This is a genomic window from Nocardia yamanashiensis NBRC 100130 (genome assembly GCF_001613325.1).
Taxonomy (GTDB): domain Bacteria; phylum Actinomycetota; class Actinomycetes; order Mycobacteriales; family Mycobacteriaceae; genus Nocardia; species Nocardia yamanashiensis.
Genome location: NZ_BDCD01000002.1, coordinates 410,774 through 426,253 on the forward strand (window position 1 = coordinate 410,774; position 15,480 = coordinate 426,253).

Below are 15,480 nucleotides of genomic sequence, written 5' to 3' on the forward strand. Positions count from 1 at the left end.
CCCATTTCGACGAAAGCGGCACTCTCCATGAATTCCATTCCCTCCGCGGACACCGGGATCGTCGACGTCATCGGCGTCGGCGCCGGATTCTCCGGCCTCTACCTCGCACACCGGCTCGCCACCGCCGGATGGTCCTTCGCGGGCTTCGAAGCTGGACCCGATGTCGGCGGTACCTGGTTCTGGAACACCTACCCGGGTGCGCGCTGCGACGTCGAGAGCATCTACTACTCGTACTCGTTCGACGATGCGCTCCAACAGGAATGGACCTGGAGCCAGCGGTTCGCGCCACAGGCCGAGATCCTCGCCTATATCAACCATGTCGCCGACCGCTTCGACCTGCGCAAGCACTTCACATTCGGCACCCGCGTGGTCGGCGCCACCTGGAATGCGGCCGAACGGTACTGGGAAGTGGTGCTGGACAACGGCGAAACCCGTCGCGGCCGCTACCTGATCTCGGGCGCCGGCGGGCTGTCCACCCCGAAGGATTTCGACGTACCCGGCCTCGGGAACTTCACCGGGCTCCAGGTCTCCACCAGCCGCTGGAACATCTCGCTCGACGACCTCGCGGGCAAGCGCGTCGCCGTGATCGGCACCGGATCGTCCGGGGTGCAAGCCATCCCGCTGATCGCGCAGGTCGCCGAGCACGTCACGGTCTTCCAGCGCACCCCGAACTATGTGATGCCCGCCCGCAACGCGGAACTGTCCACTGCACAGGTCGAAGCCATCAAGAACGACTACCCGGCGATCCGTGAGCAATGCCGGCACTCGCCCGGCGGCATCCCCGACCGACCCGCCGCCGACAAGGCATTCGACGTATCGGCCGAAGAACGCCGGCGACGCTACGAGATCGCCTACGAACTCAGCGGATTCAATGGCGTCGGAGGCGAGTTCGCCGACCTGCTCGTCGACGCCGAAGCCAACCGGACCGCAGCCGAATTCCTGCACGACAAGATCCGCGACATCGTCCGGGACCCGGCCACCGCCGAACTGCTGGTGCCCAAGTACCACCCGTTCGGCGCCAAGCGCAGCTGCTTCGGAACCGACTACTACGAGACCTTCAACCGCCCCAACGTATCAGTGGTCTCGCTGCGCGACGAGCCGATCGAGACGATGACCGCGAATGCGATCGTCACCTCGAAGAACGCGTACGAGGCCGACGCCCTGGTGCTCGCCATCGGGTTCGACGCCTTCACCGGCCCGCTGTACGGGCTCGGGCTCACCGGCGCGTCCGGCCGGAAACTTCAGGACACCTGGCAGGACGGTGTGCGCACTTACCTCGGGATCATGACCGCGGACTTCCCCAACTTCTTCATGATTGCGGGCCCGCAGAGCCCCGCGCTCGCCAGCAATGTGGTGATGACCATCGAGCAGGCCGTCGACTGGATCGCCGATCTGATGGAACACGCCCGCGAGCGCGGCGCGACAATCGTCGAGGCCACCGCCGAAGGCCAGGACGACTGGGTGGACATTACCGAAAAGACGGTTGCCGCAACGCTTTACGCAACCACCGAGTCCTGGTATCGGGGCTCGAACGTGGAAGGCAAGCCCAGCACCTTCATGGGGTATGTGGGCGGCGTCGGCAAGTACCGCCGCATATGCACCGAGATCGCCAAGCGGGGCTACCCCGGCGTCGAGATCGACGGCCAGGCGCAGGTTCGCACTCTCGGTCCGATCCACGAGGAGATCTCGTGAACACAGCGATTCACCGGCGGTACGTCGCCTTCTCCGATGCCCACTACGCCGGTAACCTCGTCGACGGTGCCTTCGCTTTGAAACTGTTCGGCGATGTCGGCACCGACCTGTCGATCGAGATCGACGGCCACGAGGGCCTGTTCGCCGGATACTCCTCGGTCGAATTCCTCGCCCCGGTGCGCGGCGGCGACGTCGTGGAAGCCGAGGCCCGGCTGGTGAAGAAGGGCAACCGGAGTCGCACGGTCGATTTCGAACTCCGTGTGGTGTGCCGCGCGGCCGGCGATTCCGGCCGTTCTCGAGTCCTCGAATCACCGCTGCTCGCGGTACGCGCCCGTGGCACCGCGGTGATCCCCGACGAAAAGAAGGGATCGTCATGAAACTACTCCACGAAACCGGCTGGGCGGCAACGCCCGCCACCGCTGAAGCGTCCTTGGACCAGGAGACCACCTGCGATGTCGTGGTGATCGGAGGTGGCGTGGGCGGCATGTCGGCGGCCCTGCGCGCGGCCGAGAACGGCGCCGACGTGGTGCTGCTCGAATCACACACCCTCGGCTGGGGCGCCAGTTCCCGCAACGCCGGGTACATCACGAACTCCATCGCGGCCGACCCGGAGTTGCTCCGGCTGCTGCTCAAACCCGAGCGCCTGCGCAACCTGTACCGGTATGCCGAGAATTCGGTGCACTTCGCCGAGGCGGCCATCGCCCGCCACGAAATCGACTGCGGCTTCCAGCGCGAGGGCATCGTGATGGCCGCCGTCTCCAAGGGGCAACTGCGGCACGCACGCCGCAATGCGAAGGCGATGGCCGAGGCCGGATCGTCGGCCGAATTCGTCGAGGGCCGGGCAGCAGGGCTGCCGGAGGGCTTCCTGGGCGGGGTACGCGAGGGCGTCGGCGGCACGCTCAATCCAGGCGAGTTCGTCCTCGGCCTGCGGGCCGCGACGATCGCGTCCGGTGTGCGCGTCTACGAGTACACCCCGGCGCGCGATGTCGCCGACACCGGTGACCAGGTCATCGTCACGACCCCGAACGGCCGGGTGCGCGCGCGAAAGGCGTTGCTGACGACCAATGCCTATAGCGCGGGCCTGTCCATCGCGCCGAAGCGTCTGGCCACTCCGGTCTGGACTTCGCTGGTCGAGACCGAACCCGTCGCGGCCGAGCGGCTCGACGAGATCGGCTGGACCAGTCGCGCGCCGATGGTCACGCTGCACATGATCCTCGAGAGCTACCGCGTCACACCGCGAGGCACCATCGTGTTCGGCACCCGCCGGCTCCAGACCGGCCGGAACCCGCTGCCGGACCGCACACCTGACCAGAAGGTCGCCGACGACCTGGTCCGCGGATTCCACGAGCGCTTCCCGGGCCTGCGAGATGTCAAGGCGCAGACCGCATGGGGCGGCTGGATCGGTATGAGCTCCACCTGGCTTCCGGTAGCCGGCGAAGCCTCCGACAACGTGCTCTACTCGCTCGCCTGCAACGGCCACGGTTTCGCCCAGGCCCAGTACGTCGGTCACCTGCTCGCCGACCACGTCGGCGGTAAGACGCTGCACGAGGATCTGGCCGCGATCTGGCACGGCAGCAAGGGCTTCGGTCCCAGCTTCGTCAGCGGTCCCGCCCTCTATGCGGGCTGGCTCGCCGACCGCGCCTCCGACCGCCTGGCAAGCCTCACCAAATGACCCTCCGCTCGACCCGACCGCTCGGCGCTCCGGCCACCGCGCAGGTCGTCTGATTCACCAATTCAAGGAGTAACAATGTCCATTCGAGAACTGCTGTTCGCGGTCGCGGACATCTGGATGATCACCGTGGGATTCACCTTCGGCATCAAGTTCATTCGCAACTACAAGAACTACCTGCTCGGCCTCGAATGGATCATCGTCGCCACCTCGGGTACGAACTTCCTGATCTACGGCCTGATCAAAGCCGGTCACGACAGCCCGATGTACTCCTTCGCGTACTTCCTGGACGCGTTCTCCCGGTCGGTCGGCATCACGCTCATCCTGGTCCTCGGACTGATGAGCGTGACCCACCGGTACAAACCGTCCGCGGCGGTGGACATCGCCGCGTTCGCCCTGGCGGGCGCGGCCGGCTTCGTCCTCAGCCAATTCGCCGACGAGATCGGCACTCCCGGCAAGATCTTCTACATCGTCGTCAACGTGCTCACCACGCTCTTCCTGGCGTACTTCGCCAAGCGGCTGTGGGATATCGGCGAACGTGGGCACGCCATCTGGACCGCCGTCGCCACCGCCTGCGGATTCGTCATCGCCTCCATCTACGACTTCGTCCACATCCCGGGCGACGATGCCGAGCACACGCTCTTCTACATCGGCGCGCTGTCCACCTGGGGCCTGCAGATGTTCACGTACTTCCGCGCCTACCGCGCGTTCGACGCGCACAACCAGCGCACCGACGCCAGAGCGGTCAACGGCACACCGGTCACGGCTTGAGCGCCGCGCGTCCACATCGATCGAAACAACGGAGTTCGAATGAATACGCACGAAATACCTGACGAGACAACGACGGTAGTCGTCATCGGCGCCGGAATCGCGGGCTTGACGGCCGCGACCACGCTGTCCGCGGAAACCGACGTGGTTGTCCTCGAGTCCACCGATCGCGCAGGCGGGCGCGTCGAAACCGTCCGGCAGGGCGATTACTGGATCAATGTCGGCACTCAATTCACCGAGGGCACAGGCACTTTGATCGAAGCCCTCGACCGGCACGGCATCGAACGAGGCTCGCTCGCCGGCAAGAGCGTCGCGTTGCACCTGAACGGCAGGACGATCGACACCTCGAATCCCATCGCGCTCATGTTCCGTACGCGCATGTCCATGATGGACCGCATCGGCATGGCCGTCGTCGGCGCCCGCATCCTGGCGGTCATGCCCTTCCTGGAGTCGCAGAGTCGTCTCGCTCGGCGGGTGCGCGCCCGGCTCGACGCCCAACCGGCCTCGTACCTGCTGAAGGGCGTCCGATCCGAACTGGCCGCCGCCGTCGTGAGGTCGTGGTCGGCGCAGTGGATGGGATGCGAACTGGGGGAGACCGCCGCCACTCAGCTCGTCATCTCGGTCGGCCTCGCGTTGGCCGATCCGGAGAAGATCCCGAACTTCTCGCTACCGGTGGGCGGCAACCAGACGCTGACCGACGTGCTGGCGCGGGATCTCGGTGACCGCATCCGGTTGCACACGACAGTGCGATCGGTGCGGCAGGACGGCGACGGCGTGATCGTCGACTACCTCGACGGGGACCGCCAGGTGCGACTGCGCGCCGAGCGCGCGATCGTGACCGTTCCCGCCGATATCGCCGAACGGATCATCCCGGATCTCCCACCGCATTACGAGGGCGCCTTCGGTGATATCGCCTACGGCCGTTACGTGATCGTCGGATTCTTCACCGACGAGGTCGGGCCGCAGCGCTGGGACAACTATTTCGCCGTCTCCACCCCGCAGCTGGCCTTCCAGGCCGTATTCAACCACGCCGCCGCCCTGCGCACCGGTGACGACCGCAAACCCGGTGGCGCGCTGGCCTGTTTCGCGGGCGGCGCTCAGGCCGACGCACTGCTCGACCTCCCCGACGAGGAGATCATCTCGCGCTTCACCGCCGACCTCCTCGCGGTTTTCCCCGAGCTGAAAGGCAAACTGGGACAAGGAATTCTGCGTCGACACCACCGAGTCGTGCCGTTCTGGGCACCCGGCCGCCGCGAGTCGCTTCCGACCCTGCGTGACCCGCTCGGGAGCATCTACCTCGCCGGCGACTACCAACTCGACCTGCCCTCACTCGCCGATGCGGCGACCTCCGGTGAGCGCGCGGCGCTGGCCGTGCGGGCGAGCCTGCGGCGGTAACGTCGGGCAGGTGCCGATGCGTTGATTGGGCTCGTCGAAGGAGCGGGCAATGCGGAAACTGCTGTTGGCGTTGGAGCTGACGCTCGCCATCCTCGGTGTCGCCTGGTTGACGTTGTTCCTGGTCAGGCCGCGACGGATTGGCATCAGATTTGGCATCACGACGGGGCGGAACCCAGCTGGATGGATGGGATCAGGAGGACGCCCTAGACGATTGATAGGTCGTCGACCTGTGTGGACAGGACACACCGGGACGTCATGGCATGCCCAGTACGGTGTTCCCTTGGCTCATAACCCAGAGGTCGCAGGTTCGAATCCTGTCCCCGCTACTAACGGGGGCGGTCCTGACCGGTAGGTTTCAGGACCGCCCTCAACTTTTGTCGAGGTTTCTGGCAACGAATTTGGCAACCGTCCGGTACGTCCGTGCTCGATAGAGCGACGAACACCGCGAAACTCTTTGCTACCAGTCGTTTTCCGATGGACGCTGCGGAACGCATGGGACGTCTGCGTTCGCTGGGGTACCAGCCCAGCGAACGTATGAAGCCGCAGGTTCGAGTCCTCGGGATCATGGGGGACAGCCCATTGGGCACACCTCTGGGTGATCCGTGCTCGGAGGCTAGCTGGCTTCAGTGGACTCAAGTGCGCGCTATTGTCGAGTGTAGCGTGCCGTGTCTCGCGCCTTCAGTCGACTTTTCCGGTGTAGACCCCGATTCTCAGCGGGGCTGAGACCCACCTCTGCGGCTGCCCGGGTGCGTCTGGGTCATAGTTCGTTGAGTTTGGCGAAGTTCCAGCTGGTGAGCTTGTCCGGGGTGATCCGCAACCAGGCGTGCTTGTGGTCGGCGGGGATCTGGTCGGTGTCGAAGTACTTGCGCGCGAACAATGATTCAGGCTCGCTCAGGATCGGGTCGGGGGTGTCGGTGCGCGGTACCTCGCCGACGACGACCGCTCGACCGAGGATTTCGACGCCGCGCAGTTCGAAGTAGTCTTTGCCGGCGTCGATGACGATCGCGATGTCCGGGTTTCGGGTGAGGTCGGTCCACCGCTGGCTTTTCACGATCGAGTACAGCCACAGGCTTTTGCCGTCCCACACGAACCAGAGTGGTGCGACGTGCGGGTGTCCGGATGCGGTGAGGGTGGCGACGCGGCAGGTGCGCTCGTCGGCGAGGAAGGCGTCGATTTCATCGGGGGTCATGGCGATCTTGCGGCCACGTCGTTGCTGTTTCATCGATGCTTCTTTCGGTCTGTGGTCAGTTCGGCAGGGCTGAGCAGTTGCCGGTCGTGGGAACGTCGGTGAACCGAGCCAGCAGCCAATCGGTCATCGCCGACAAATACGGGAGCATGCTGATCACATGTCCGACTCCGAGGCCGTTGAACCACGGGGGAATTCGATCGAACTTGTTCAGTTCCACGGTCGTGCCGGCGTCGCACCAGTCCTGCGCGAGCTGCCTGCTCTGGGGGTAGCCGACCAGATCGTCGACGATCGCCGAGGAGATGTAGACGGGTGCACCGGGTGTGAGCCGGCCGATTCGCTGCCGATCGAGCAGTTCGCGCAGGATCGGGGAATCGAGAATCTCTTCCGAGAGCAGTCGCCCACTTGCGGTGAACTCGCGTGAGCTCCGGAACATGTTGCGCAGCAGCAGATCCGGAACGCACGAGGTGGCGACCTCGGCTATCAGCCGTTTTCCGCTGTCGTTGGTGATGCGGTCGATTTCCGGTCTCGCCTCGGGATAGACGGCCGCCAGACTGTTGAGGATGTAACCGAACAAACCGACTGCGGGACCGCTGATTACGCCGTTGCCGAACATACCGGCTTCGGAGGCCGGTGCGGGCAGGACGGCGATCAAGTCCGCGGGAACCGCGCCCACAAAGCTGCCGCGCAGGTCGAGTTCGGGTGCGTAGCCGGGCTGCATCTCCGCGGCCGAGGCTGCCGCACCACCACCCTGGGAGTAGCCCGCGATCGCCAGCGGTGAGGCCGCGCCCAGGGAGGTGCCGGGTAGTTTCCGAGCCGCCCTGGCCGCGTCGAGCACGGCGTGACCTTGGGACTGACGGTTCATCCAGTCGTGCACCGCGGGGGTGCCGAGTCCGGCGTAGTCGGTCATGACGACGGCGACACCACGCGCCAGCAGCAGGTAGACGGACAGGACCTCGTACTCGGTCATGATGTCGAACGGGAAGTGGTAGGTGAGCAGCTCTCCGAACAGCTTCGACGGTGCGCAGTCGTCGCCTTGGCCCTGGGTGCCCGCCGCCATGGTGACCAGCGGTCGATCGCCGGGCCCGGTCCAGGGTTGGCTGGGCTCGAAGTAGGTGCCCGTCACCGCGATCGGCTCATCGTGGGCGTCGTTGCTGCGGTACATGATCCGTTGCGCGGTCGCCGGGATCGTGACCTGGTTCAACCGGAGCGACAACGGGAGCGGGAACGGTTGGGTGCGAATGACGTCACCGGCAGCCGATCCGGGGAGCGGGTCGGGAGGAACATAGAAGGCATCGCCGGCGGCATCGGTCGGGCCCGTGGGCGGTGCTGCTTCGGCGACCCCGCCGAGCGCGAGCGCCATCACCGTGACGACGGTCAGACACCGCATTGTGTCCGTGAATTTCATGAGTGTCCTCAGTTCCTATAGCGGGCGAGGCGCGAGGAATTCGCGCAGCAGCGCGGCGACTTCGTCGGGCGTCTCCACATTGGGGGTGTGGCCGGCGTTTTCGATGACTCGCACGGTCGCGCCCGCGGCGCGGTAGCGCGTGATGCTTCCCTCGCAGTCGAAGAACTGGTCGTGACGGCCGTGGATCGCGAGCACGGGTTTGTCGATGGCGCGGATCCGGGCATCGAGCGGTTCCGCCCGCAACTCGAGATCGCGAGTTCGCACCACGGCGCGGTACATACCGGGCGACATCACCGCGCGGTCGTGCAGTGGCTGGCGTGGATCATCGAAACCGGACCCGATGTCGAAACCGGGCCGGAATCCGCCGCGTAACACCCGCCACACCACCCAATCCGGTGTCAGATGGTGCACCAGTTGCGGCACCAGCGGCACACCGACCAGCGAATGGCCGCGAGGCAACGTGGCGAGGCTGTAATCCGGCGCTTGGCTCATGATCACGATCTCACTGACACGATCCGAGATCGCTCCGACGCCCAAGGCCATATCGGTGCCATAGGAATGCCCGACCACCATCGCGTCGATGAGGTCGAGCTCGTCGAGAACCGCTGCCAGGGAACGGGTTTGGTCCTGCGGATCGAGGCCCTGATCGCCACCGGTACGCCCGTGGCCGTTGAGATCAACCCGAATGACCCGGTAGTCGTCGGCCAGGCGCGGCACGACGCGGTCGTACCAGTGCGATGAGCAGGCGAACCCGTGCACGAGCACGATCGGTTTGCCCTGCGGCTTGCCGTCTTCGCGGAAGTACATCAGGGTCACCGTCCTGTCCAGCGCGGGGCGCGCTTGTCCGCGAACGCGAGGATCCCCTCGCGGCAGTCTTCGGAGGCGAGCACGGTCTCGATCGCCTTTTGTGTGACGGTCCAACCGGTTTCGTCGGAGGCAGCGTGGTAGCTGTCGATCGCGCGCAAGGTTTCCCGGATGGATACCGGCCCACCGACACGCAGCCGACCGGCCAGCTCGAGCGCCGCCTCCACAGCCTTGCCCGGCTCGGTCAACACATTGACCAGCCCGAGCATGTGCGCGCGTTCAGCAGCGAGGGGCTCACCGGTGAGCAGCAGTTCGGTGGCGATATTGCGCGGCAACGCCCTGGCGGTACGGAAGAGCGCTCCGCACGCCGCGACCACCCCGCGCCGCACTTCGGGCAGGCTGAACGCCGCGGCCGTGGAGGCCACCACCAGATCACACGCCAGCACCAGTTCGAACCCGCCGCCCAGGGCGGGGCCGTCGACCGCCGCGATGAGCGGTTTGACGCGGTGGCGGCGCACCAGGCCGTATTCCCCTCCGCGTGCGGTCGGTGCGCCCGAGCCGCGCTTGAGATCGGTGCCCGCGCTGAATACCGCACCAGCGCCGGTCAACACACCGGCGCGCAGGTCGGGATTGTCGTCCAGCTCGTTCAGCGCCGCGTCCAGAGCCGCGGTCAGCTCGGCGTCGATGGCGTTGCGCTGGCGCTCGCGCCGCATGGTGAGCACCAGGATGTCGTCGACGCGAGTGCACTCCAGAATGTCCGCGGAGCTGGTCACCACTACGACACCTGCCTTTCCGATTCGCTCCAAAACTGCTTGCGCAGTTCGCGTTTGAGGATCTTTCCCGCTCCTGACAGCGGCAGGGACTCGGTGATCTCGATGCTGCGCGGCACCTTGTACCCGGCGATGAGCGCCTTGGTGTGCTCGCGGATCTCCTCGAAGGAGACCGTTCGACCGGCATGGCAGACGATGACCGCGTGTACCCGCTCACCCCACGTCGGATCGGGTACGCCGATGACCGCGCACACCGCGACCGCCGGATGCGCGGAGATCGCGTTCTCCACTTCGGCCGAGTACACGTTCTCCCCGCCGGTGATGATCATGTCCTTGAGCCGGTCGACCACATGGACGTAACCGGCGTCGTCCATGAATCCGCCGTCGCCGGTGTGCATCCAGCCGTCCCGCAGAACCGCCGCGGTCTCCTGCGGCCTGTTCAGATAGCCGAGCATGACATGGCCGCCGCACACCACGATCTCCCCGACCGTGCCGCGTGGCACCTCGCGGTCCTCGGCATCGACGATGCGCACCTCGCTGTGCGGCAACGCACGCCCGGCCGAACCCGGCCGGGTGTCGGTGTGATCGCCGGGGGTGAGCATGGTGGCGACGGCGGCGACCTCGGTCATCCCGTACGCCTGCACGAACCGCGCGTGCGGGAAGGCCGCGACCGCCCGGTCCAGCACGGCCCGTGAGATCGGCGCGCCGCCATAGAACAGGTGCCGAAGCGACGAGAGATCGTGCTCGGCCGTCGCCGGATGATCGGCCAGCAACTGAATCATGATGGGAATCAGGACGGTTTCGGTGACCCGATGCTCCTGGATCGCCGCCGGCACCGCCGCCGGATCGAAGGCCGGGACGATCACGTGCGTACCGCCCAGGCTCATCCCGCACGCCCACAGGAAAAGATCGGCGAGGTGGAACATAGGGGCGGCGTGCAGGATTCGGGAATCTTCGTCGAAGAGCCCGGTGGCCAGCCCGCCCAGTGTCGAGGTCTGCAGATTCGCGTGGCTGAGCAGTACTCCCTTCGGGAATCCCGTGGTGCCGCCGGTGTAGAACACGCCCGCGACCGCGTGACCGCCGCGGCGGGCGTCGGGAATCGGGTCGGAGGCCGCGACAAGTTCCTCGTAGTCGAGCATGCCCTCCGGCGCTGGGCCTTCGCCGCAGTACACCACGGTGCGTACACACTCGCTCTGCTCCCGGATGGCCGCCACCATCGGCGCGAAAGCCTCGTCGACGAACAGCACCCGACTGTCGGAATCGGTGAGCGAGTAGGCGATTTCGGTGGGACTCCACCGGATATTGACCGGATTGATCACCGCGTTCGCCCACGGCACCGCCAGCAGGAACTCGCTGTAGCGATCCGAATTCAGCGACAGGATCGCCACCGGCTCGTCGTCGCCGACGCCCAACCCGCGCAGCGCTCCCGCCAAGGCGGCAATGCGCTGGGTGGCTTCGGCGTACGTCCGCCGACGATCCCGATAGATCGTCATCACCTGCTCGGGGTGCTGTTGCACCGAGCGATGCAACCCCTGTGTCAGATACATCCCTTGCCCTCGTCGTCGAGTACGGCAGTCCGCCAGTCTCGAGTATTCGGGCAACGCCGTAGGTCACACCATGGATCCGATGCCAACGCGCGCGCGACGATTTTGTTGCTCGTTCCAATGAGTCGCCATACTCTCGACAACACCATGGGAGCCACCGTCGAACCACCACAGGCCGCGCAGCTACGACGCCTTCTGGCTGGGCTCATGGAACAAAAAGAGCAGCTCATAGATGCCATGGCACGTCGATCGCAGGCCGCCGCGGCGGGCTACTCCGCGATCTCGGCAGCGACCGTCGCTCGCACGTCGCCGGTGTTGTTCGATCGCATGATCGACGCCCTGGGCCGACGGAGTCCGTTGAACGAAGACGACCTGCACGTCTTCCGCGAATACGGGAAAATACGTGCCCAGCAAGGGCTTTCATTGCCAGACGTCCAACACAGCTGGCGGGTGGCTATTCAGGACATATTGTTCGCGATAACAAAAGTGGGTCGTGACCTCGAGATTCCCGATGCGCTGCTCCTCGACACCACCCATCAGATGCTCGCACTGGTCGACCAGGCAACCACTGCCTACGCGGCAGCCCACCGCGACGTCGAGCTGCAACTGTCCCGACGCGACCTGCATATGCGAGCCGATTTCACCCGTGCGCTGCTGCTCGGTACGCTCGGCGCCGCCGCCGTACGGCAACAAGCCGATCACTACGGCCTCGATCCGGACGTCGAATACCGCGCATTCCGAACCCGGCTCACCGACTCCGACACCACCGACGCATCGCCCTGGTCGATGCGCGCCGCGGCCTCGTACGGATTGACGACCGTCATCGACGGCGACCTTGCCGGTGTGCTCGAAACGGCCAAAACCCTCGACACCACATCCACCATCGGTGTAGGCCCGCCCGTCCCGCTCGCGGACCTGCCACGATCCTTCGGCCTGGCGGGCCGAGCGCTGACCACCGCCGTAGCCTTCGGCCGACCGGGGCCGAACACCCTGGAATCCTTGGGTGTACTGCCGGCCGTCATCGCCGACCACGACCTCGGTACCGAACTCTTCCGCCAGCTCCTGCTTCCCCTCGGCACCGACGCACAGGCACAGCTCCTCATCGATACCGTCGACCGCTACATCGACACCGGTATGCGCGCCGACCTCACCGCAGCGCAACTCGTCGTACACCCCAACACCGTCCGCTACCGCATCGCCAGATTCGAAGACCTCACCGGCACCGACCTCCGCAAACCCCATGCCGCCCTGCGAGTGTGGTGGGCCATCCGATACCGGGAAACCACTCGCCGGGGCAGGTGATCCGGGCCCGACCGCTGCCAACGAAGTGATGGCCGCACCGCCGACTGGCCCGACCCGAACAGCGGCTCCGCGCGGGTGTGACTACCCAGATCGCGAATCGGATGTTCTGCACCGACAACACCGTCCGCGGCCATGTCGCTCGGCTCATGCCCGAACTCGTCTTCGACAGCCCCGACCAAGCCGGCGACTACGCCGCTCACCTGCGGGATGTGTGCGCATGCCGGTGGCGACGCAGACACACAGCGAATCATGTTCTCGCCCTGGGCTGTACAGCGTCGGCAAGGATGCCGTGCGGCATCGCTTGCTGTCGCACGGACTGTCGGCAAGTACTGCCTGTCCCACACCGGCACCCTTGGACCTGTCCGGTGTGCTGTGCCTGGCGCTCGGGCCTTTTGGTGCAGGCGACTGCCCGAGTAGGACCAGTCGGGCACACGGCCGGATGGCCATCTTGACGACCCCGAGCATCCTTCGATAACGTTCATTACTGAATAACGAGCATTATCTATTTTGGGGGCAACGGCATGGATGACTTCGATCTGGTGATCCGGGGCGGATACTTCTTCGACGGAACCGGTGCACCACCCGCGTTTCGCGATGTAGGGGTACGCGCGGGACGAGTGGCTGCGATAAGCGCTGAGCCTTTGGCTACACACGGGGCGGAGGTCGTCGACGCTGAGGGCCTGTGGGTGATGCCGGGCCTCATCGACGTCCACACCCACTACGACGCCGAGGTGTTGGTCGCCCCCGGGCTCTCGGAATCGGTGCGCCACGGCGTCACCACCGTGGTCTTCGGGAACTGCTCACTGTCCACTGTGTACGCCTCCCCCGACGACTGCGCGGACCTGTTCTCCCGCGTCGAAGCCCTGCCGTGGGACGCTGTCCATTCGGCGGTCGAACAACGCCAGACCTGGACAGATCCACACAGCTACGTCGAGGCACTCGAGTCCGGTCCGCTGGGACCCAACATCGCCGCACTCATCGGGCACTCCGACATCCGCGCGGCAGTCATGGGTCTGGATCGGGCCACCGATCCGGGCGAACCACCGACTCCCACGGAGTTGGACCGGATGCGCGCGATGCTGGCCGAAGCGCTCGACGCCGGCTTCCTGGGATTGTCGACCATCAGGAGTTCGTTCTCGAAGCTGGATGGCGCGCGCTACCCATCACGCCAACTTCCCTCCACCTACGCGAAGTGGAGGGAGTACCGAGCGTTGAACCGTGTGCTCCGCGACTACGGGCGCGTGCACCAGTGCACGCCCAACGCTGCCCGCAAGACCGAAATCGTCAAGTTCTTCGCGCAAAGCGCTGGTCGAGGCAGGGCACCCTTGAAGACCACGATGCTCACCGCGGCGGATCTCAAGGCGGACCCGAAGCTGATCTGGATGATGACCAAGGCGACAGCAGTGCTGAACCGGGCTATCGGCTCGGACCTGTGCTGGCAGCACCTGCCGGTGCCGTTCGAGGTATACGCCGACGGCATCGACCTGGTCGTCTTCGAGGAGTTCGGCTCCGGCGTCGCGGCTCTCAACGTGCGTGATGCGATCGAGCGCGGCAAGCTCGTGGACACCGAGCCTTACCGCCGCCGGTTCCGGAAGGATTTGGAGCGACGGTTCGGCCCGAAACTATGGCACCGCGACCTGTTCGACTCCGACATCGTCGGCTGCCCAGACGCCGAAGTGATCGGCAAGTCGTTCGGCCGCGTCGCCCAGGAGCGGGGCATTCACCCCGCTGACGCCTTCCTCGACCTGGTGGTCGCCCACGGCCCCGCCCTGCGCTGGCGTACCACGATCGCCAACCACCGTCCCGACGTGCTCGACAAGATCGCGGACAACCCTCAGATCCAGATGGGTTTCGCCGACTCCGGTGCCCACCTGCGCAACATGGCGTTCTACAACGCCGGACTTCGGCTACTGAGGCGAGTCCAGGAGTCCGCCGAGAATGGCCACGGGTTCCTCAGCCTCGAACGCGCCGTGCACCGGCTCACCGGCGAACTCGGTGACTGGTACGGCCTGGACGCCGGCACCCTCCGTCCGGGGGCCCGCGCCGACATCGCCGTCATCGACCCCGCCGGGCTCTCGCAGGCATCGTCCGGCTACGCCGAAGCCATCCTCGACGGGCTCGGGCCCGTCTCCCGGATGGTCAACCGCAACGACGATGCAGTGGCCGCGACCATCGTGGGCGGTCACCTCGTCTACCGCTACGGCACATTCGCCGACGGGTTCGGCACGAAGCGACGCTTCGGATCTTTCCTGCGGGCAGGAAAGACACACTCCAACGCAGGATGGTCCTCATGAGCGCAGCCCCAGTCCCCGTCACTCGCCGCACCCCGCGGCCCGAGGTTCGCGCCCGTCTGCTGCGAGCTGCCTCCACGGTGTTTGCCGAACGCGGCTTCGCCGGAGCCACCATGCAACAGGTCGCGGCCGCCGCCGGGTTCACCACCGGTGCGCTCTACTCCAATTTCGCGAACAAGGACGACCTGTTCTTCGAGCTCTTCGACCAAGAGGTCACAGGCCGCATCACAGCCGTTCGCGCCATTCTCGGCCAGGACGACCTGACCGTCACCAACGAGGCGACCGCACTGGCAGCCGGTCGGCAAATGACCGCCGCAATGCAGCACAGCCGCGAATGGCAACTGCTGTTCACCGAGTTCTGGCTACGCGCCGCGCGCGACGACCAGCTACGCGAGCGCTGGGTCGACAAACGCCGCGACTACCGCCGGCAACTGACCGAGCTGGCCGAGGAAGCACTCACCGGATGGGGTGCGGGCACAGCCGTCTCTTCCCGCACTCTCATGTTCACCATGCTGGCGCTGAACAACGGCCTCGCCATCGAAGAGCTCGCCGATCCGGGCAGCGTTCCAGCCGACACCATCGGGACCGTCCTGGTCCGCCTGCTGGGTCTCGAATCCACGACCACCAGGTGAGGAGAAGCTCGTGACCTCA

At 65.9% G+C, this 15,480-nt stretch carries 13 protein-coding genes; 8 read left to right on the top strand and 5 right to left on the bottom strand.

The annotated features are described in order from the left end of the window. The first annotated feature begins 27 nt into the window (after positions 1-27). The 5 genes from NY1_RS01980 (at position 28) to NY1_RS02000 (ending at position 5,524) form a co-directional block, all read left to right on the top strand. Positions 28-1,692 carry a flavin-containing monooxygenase gene (locus NY1_RS01980; protein ID WP_067707186.1) on the top strand — a complete coding sequence of 555 codons (1,665 nt, stop codon included), beginning with the start codon at positions 28-30 and terminating at the stop codon, positions 1,690-1,692. Further along, positions 1,689-2,069 (top strand): hotdog domain-containing protein, encoded by a 381-nt coding sequence (locus NY1_RS01985; protein ID WP_067707189.1) that lies wholly within the window; start codon positions 1,689-1,691, stop codon positions 2,067-2,069. Before NY1_RS01980 ends, NY1_RS01985 begins: the two co-directional genes overlap by 4 nt. Continuing rightward, positions 2,066-3,364, top strand: coding sequence for an NAD(P)/FAD-dependent oxidoreductase (locus tag NY1_RS01990; protein WP_067707192.1), 1,299 nt, complete (start codon positions 2,066-2,068; stop codon positions 3,362-3,364). The genes NY1_RS01985 and NY1_RS01990 overlap by 4 nt, the downstream gene beginning before the upstream one ends. 75 nt (positions 3,365-3,439) lie before the next feature. Continuing rightward, on the top strand, positions 3,440-4,132 hold the full coding sequence (locus tag NY1_RS01995) for a transporter (RefSeq protein WP_067707195.1): 693 nt from the start codon (positions 3,440-3,442) through the stop codon (positions 4,130-4,132). A 39-nt stretch (positions 4,133-4,171) separates the two neighbouring features. Continuing rightward, positions 4,172-5,524, top strand: a complete 1,353-nt coding sequence (locus NY1_RS02000) for a flavin monoamine oxidase family protein (protein WP_067707199.1) — start codon at positions 4,172-4,174, stop codon at positions 5,522-5,524. Between the two features lie 757 nt (positions 5,525-6,281). Here NY1_RS02000 and NY1_RS02005 read toward each other — a convergent pair. Genes NY1_RS02005 through NY1_RS02025 form a run of 5 tightly spaced genes read right to left on the bottom strand, consistent with a single transcriptional unit; the run spans position 6,282 to position 11,239 of the window. Beyond that, positions 6,282-6,746 carry a pyridoxamine 5'-phosphate oxidase family protein gene (locus tag NY1_RS02005; RefSeq protein ID WP_067707203.1) on the bottom strand — a complete coding sequence of 155 codons (465 nt, stop codon included), beginning with the start codon at positions 6,744-6,746 and terminating at the stop codon, positions 6,282-6,284. A 22-nt stretch (positions 6,747-6,768) separates the two neighbouring features. Beyond that, complete coding sequence (locus NY1_RS02010) at positions 6,769-8,118, bottom strand: lipase family protein (RefSeq protein ID WP_084534540.1); 1,350 nt, start codon at positions 8,116-8,118, stop codon at positions 6,769-6,771. Between the two features lie 15 nt (positions 8,119-8,133). After that, the gene (locus tag NY1_RS02015) at positions 8,134-8,925 is read right to left on the bottom strand and encodes an alpha/beta fold hydrolase (RefSeq protein WP_067707857.1); all 792 of its coding nucleotides are present in this window, start codon (positions 8,923-8,925) and stop codon (positions 8,134-8,136) included. Between the two features lie 5 nt (positions 8,926-8,930). Continuing rightward, complete coding sequence (locus NY1_RS02020) at positions 8,931-9,695, bottom strand: enoyl-CoA hydratase-related protein (protein WP_084534600.1); 765 nt, start codon at positions 9,693-9,695, stop codon at positions 8,931-8,933. A 2-nt stretch (positions 9,696-9,697) separates the two neighbouring features. Beyond that, on the bottom strand, positions 9,698-11,239 hold the full coding sequence (locus NY1_RS02025; protein WP_067707206.1) for a long-chain-fatty-acid--CoA ligase: 1,542 nt from the start codon (positions 11,237-11,239) through the stop codon (positions 9,698-9,700). A gap of 144 nt (positions 11,240-11,383) precedes the next feature. Between NY1_RS02025 and NY1_RS41705 the strand changes: the two genes are divergently transcribed. The 3 genes from NY1_RS41705 to NY1_RS02040 all read left to right on the top strand — a co-directional run bounded on the left by NY1_RS41705 (position 11,384) and on the right by NY1_RS02040 (position 15,461). Beyond that, positions 11,384-12,538 carry a PucR family transcriptional regulator gene (locus NY1_RS41705; protein WP_169815293.1) on the top strand — a complete coding sequence of 385 codons (1,155 nt, stop codon included), beginning with the start codon at positions 11,384-11,386 and terminating at the stop codon, positions 12,536-12,538. Between the two features lie 521 nt (positions 12,539-13,059). Next, the gene (locus NY1_RS02035; RefSeq protein WP_067707211.1) at positions 13,060-14,832 is read left to right on the top strand and encodes an N-acyl-D-amino-acid deacylase family protein; all 1,773 of its coding nucleotides are present in this window, start codon (positions 13,060-13,062) and stop codon (positions 14,830-14,832) included. Further along, entirely contained in the window at positions 14,829-15,461 is a 633-nt protein-coding gene (locus NY1_RS02040) for a TetR/AcrR family transcriptional regulator (RefSeq protein ID WP_067707214.1), read from the top strand. The genes NY1_RS02035 and NY1_RS02040 overlap by 4 nt, the downstream gene beginning before the upstream one ends. The last annotated feature ends 19 nt before the right edge of the window (positions 15,462-15,480 follow it).

Bases quoted from the DNA above. Each gene is read 5' to 3' on its own strand.
- NY1_RS02035 (WP_067707211.1), top strand. From the start codon at position 13,060: ATGGATGACTTCGATCTGGTGATCCGGGGCGGATACTTCTTCGACGGA.
- NY1_RS02005 (WP_067707203.1), bottom strand. From the start codon at position 6,746: ATGAAACAGCAACGACGTGGCCGCAAGATCGCCATGACCCCCGATGAA.
- NY1_RS41705 (WP_169815293.1), top strand. From the start codon at position 11,384: ATGGGAGCCACCGTCGAACCACCACAGGCCGCGCAGCTACGACGCCTT.
- NY1_RS01995 (WP_067707195.1), top strand. From the start codon at position 3,440: ATGTCCATTCGAGAACTGCTGTTCGCGGTCGCGGACATCTGGATGATC.
- NY1_RS01990 (WP_067707192.1), top strand. From the start codon at position 2,066: ATGAAACTACTCCACGAAACCGGCTGGGCGGCAACGCCCGCCACCGCT.
- NY1_RS02010 (WP_084534540.1), bottom strand. From the start codon at position 8,118: ATGAAATTCACGGACACAATGCGGTGTCTGACCGTCGTCACGGTGATG.
- NY1_RS02040 (WP_067707214.1), top strand. From the start codon at position 14,829: ATGAGCGCAGCCCCAGTCCCCGTCACTCGCCGCACCCCGCGGCCCGAG.
- NY1_RS01980 (WP_067707186.1), top strand. From the start codon at position 28: ATGAATTCCATTCCCTCCGCGGACACCGGGATCGTCGACGTCATCGGC.
- NY1_RS02000 (WP_067707199.1), top strand. From the start codon at position 4,172: ATGAATACGCACGAAATACCTGACGAGACAACGACGGTAGTCGTCATC.
- NY1_RS02015 (WP_067707857.1), bottom strand. From the start codon at position 8,925: ATGTACTTCCGCGAAGACGGCAAGCCGCAGGGCAAACCGATCGTGCTC.
- NY1_RS02025 (WP_067707206.1), bottom strand. From the start codon at position 11,239: ATGTATCTGACACAGGGGTTGCATCGCTCGGTGCAACAGCACCCCGAG.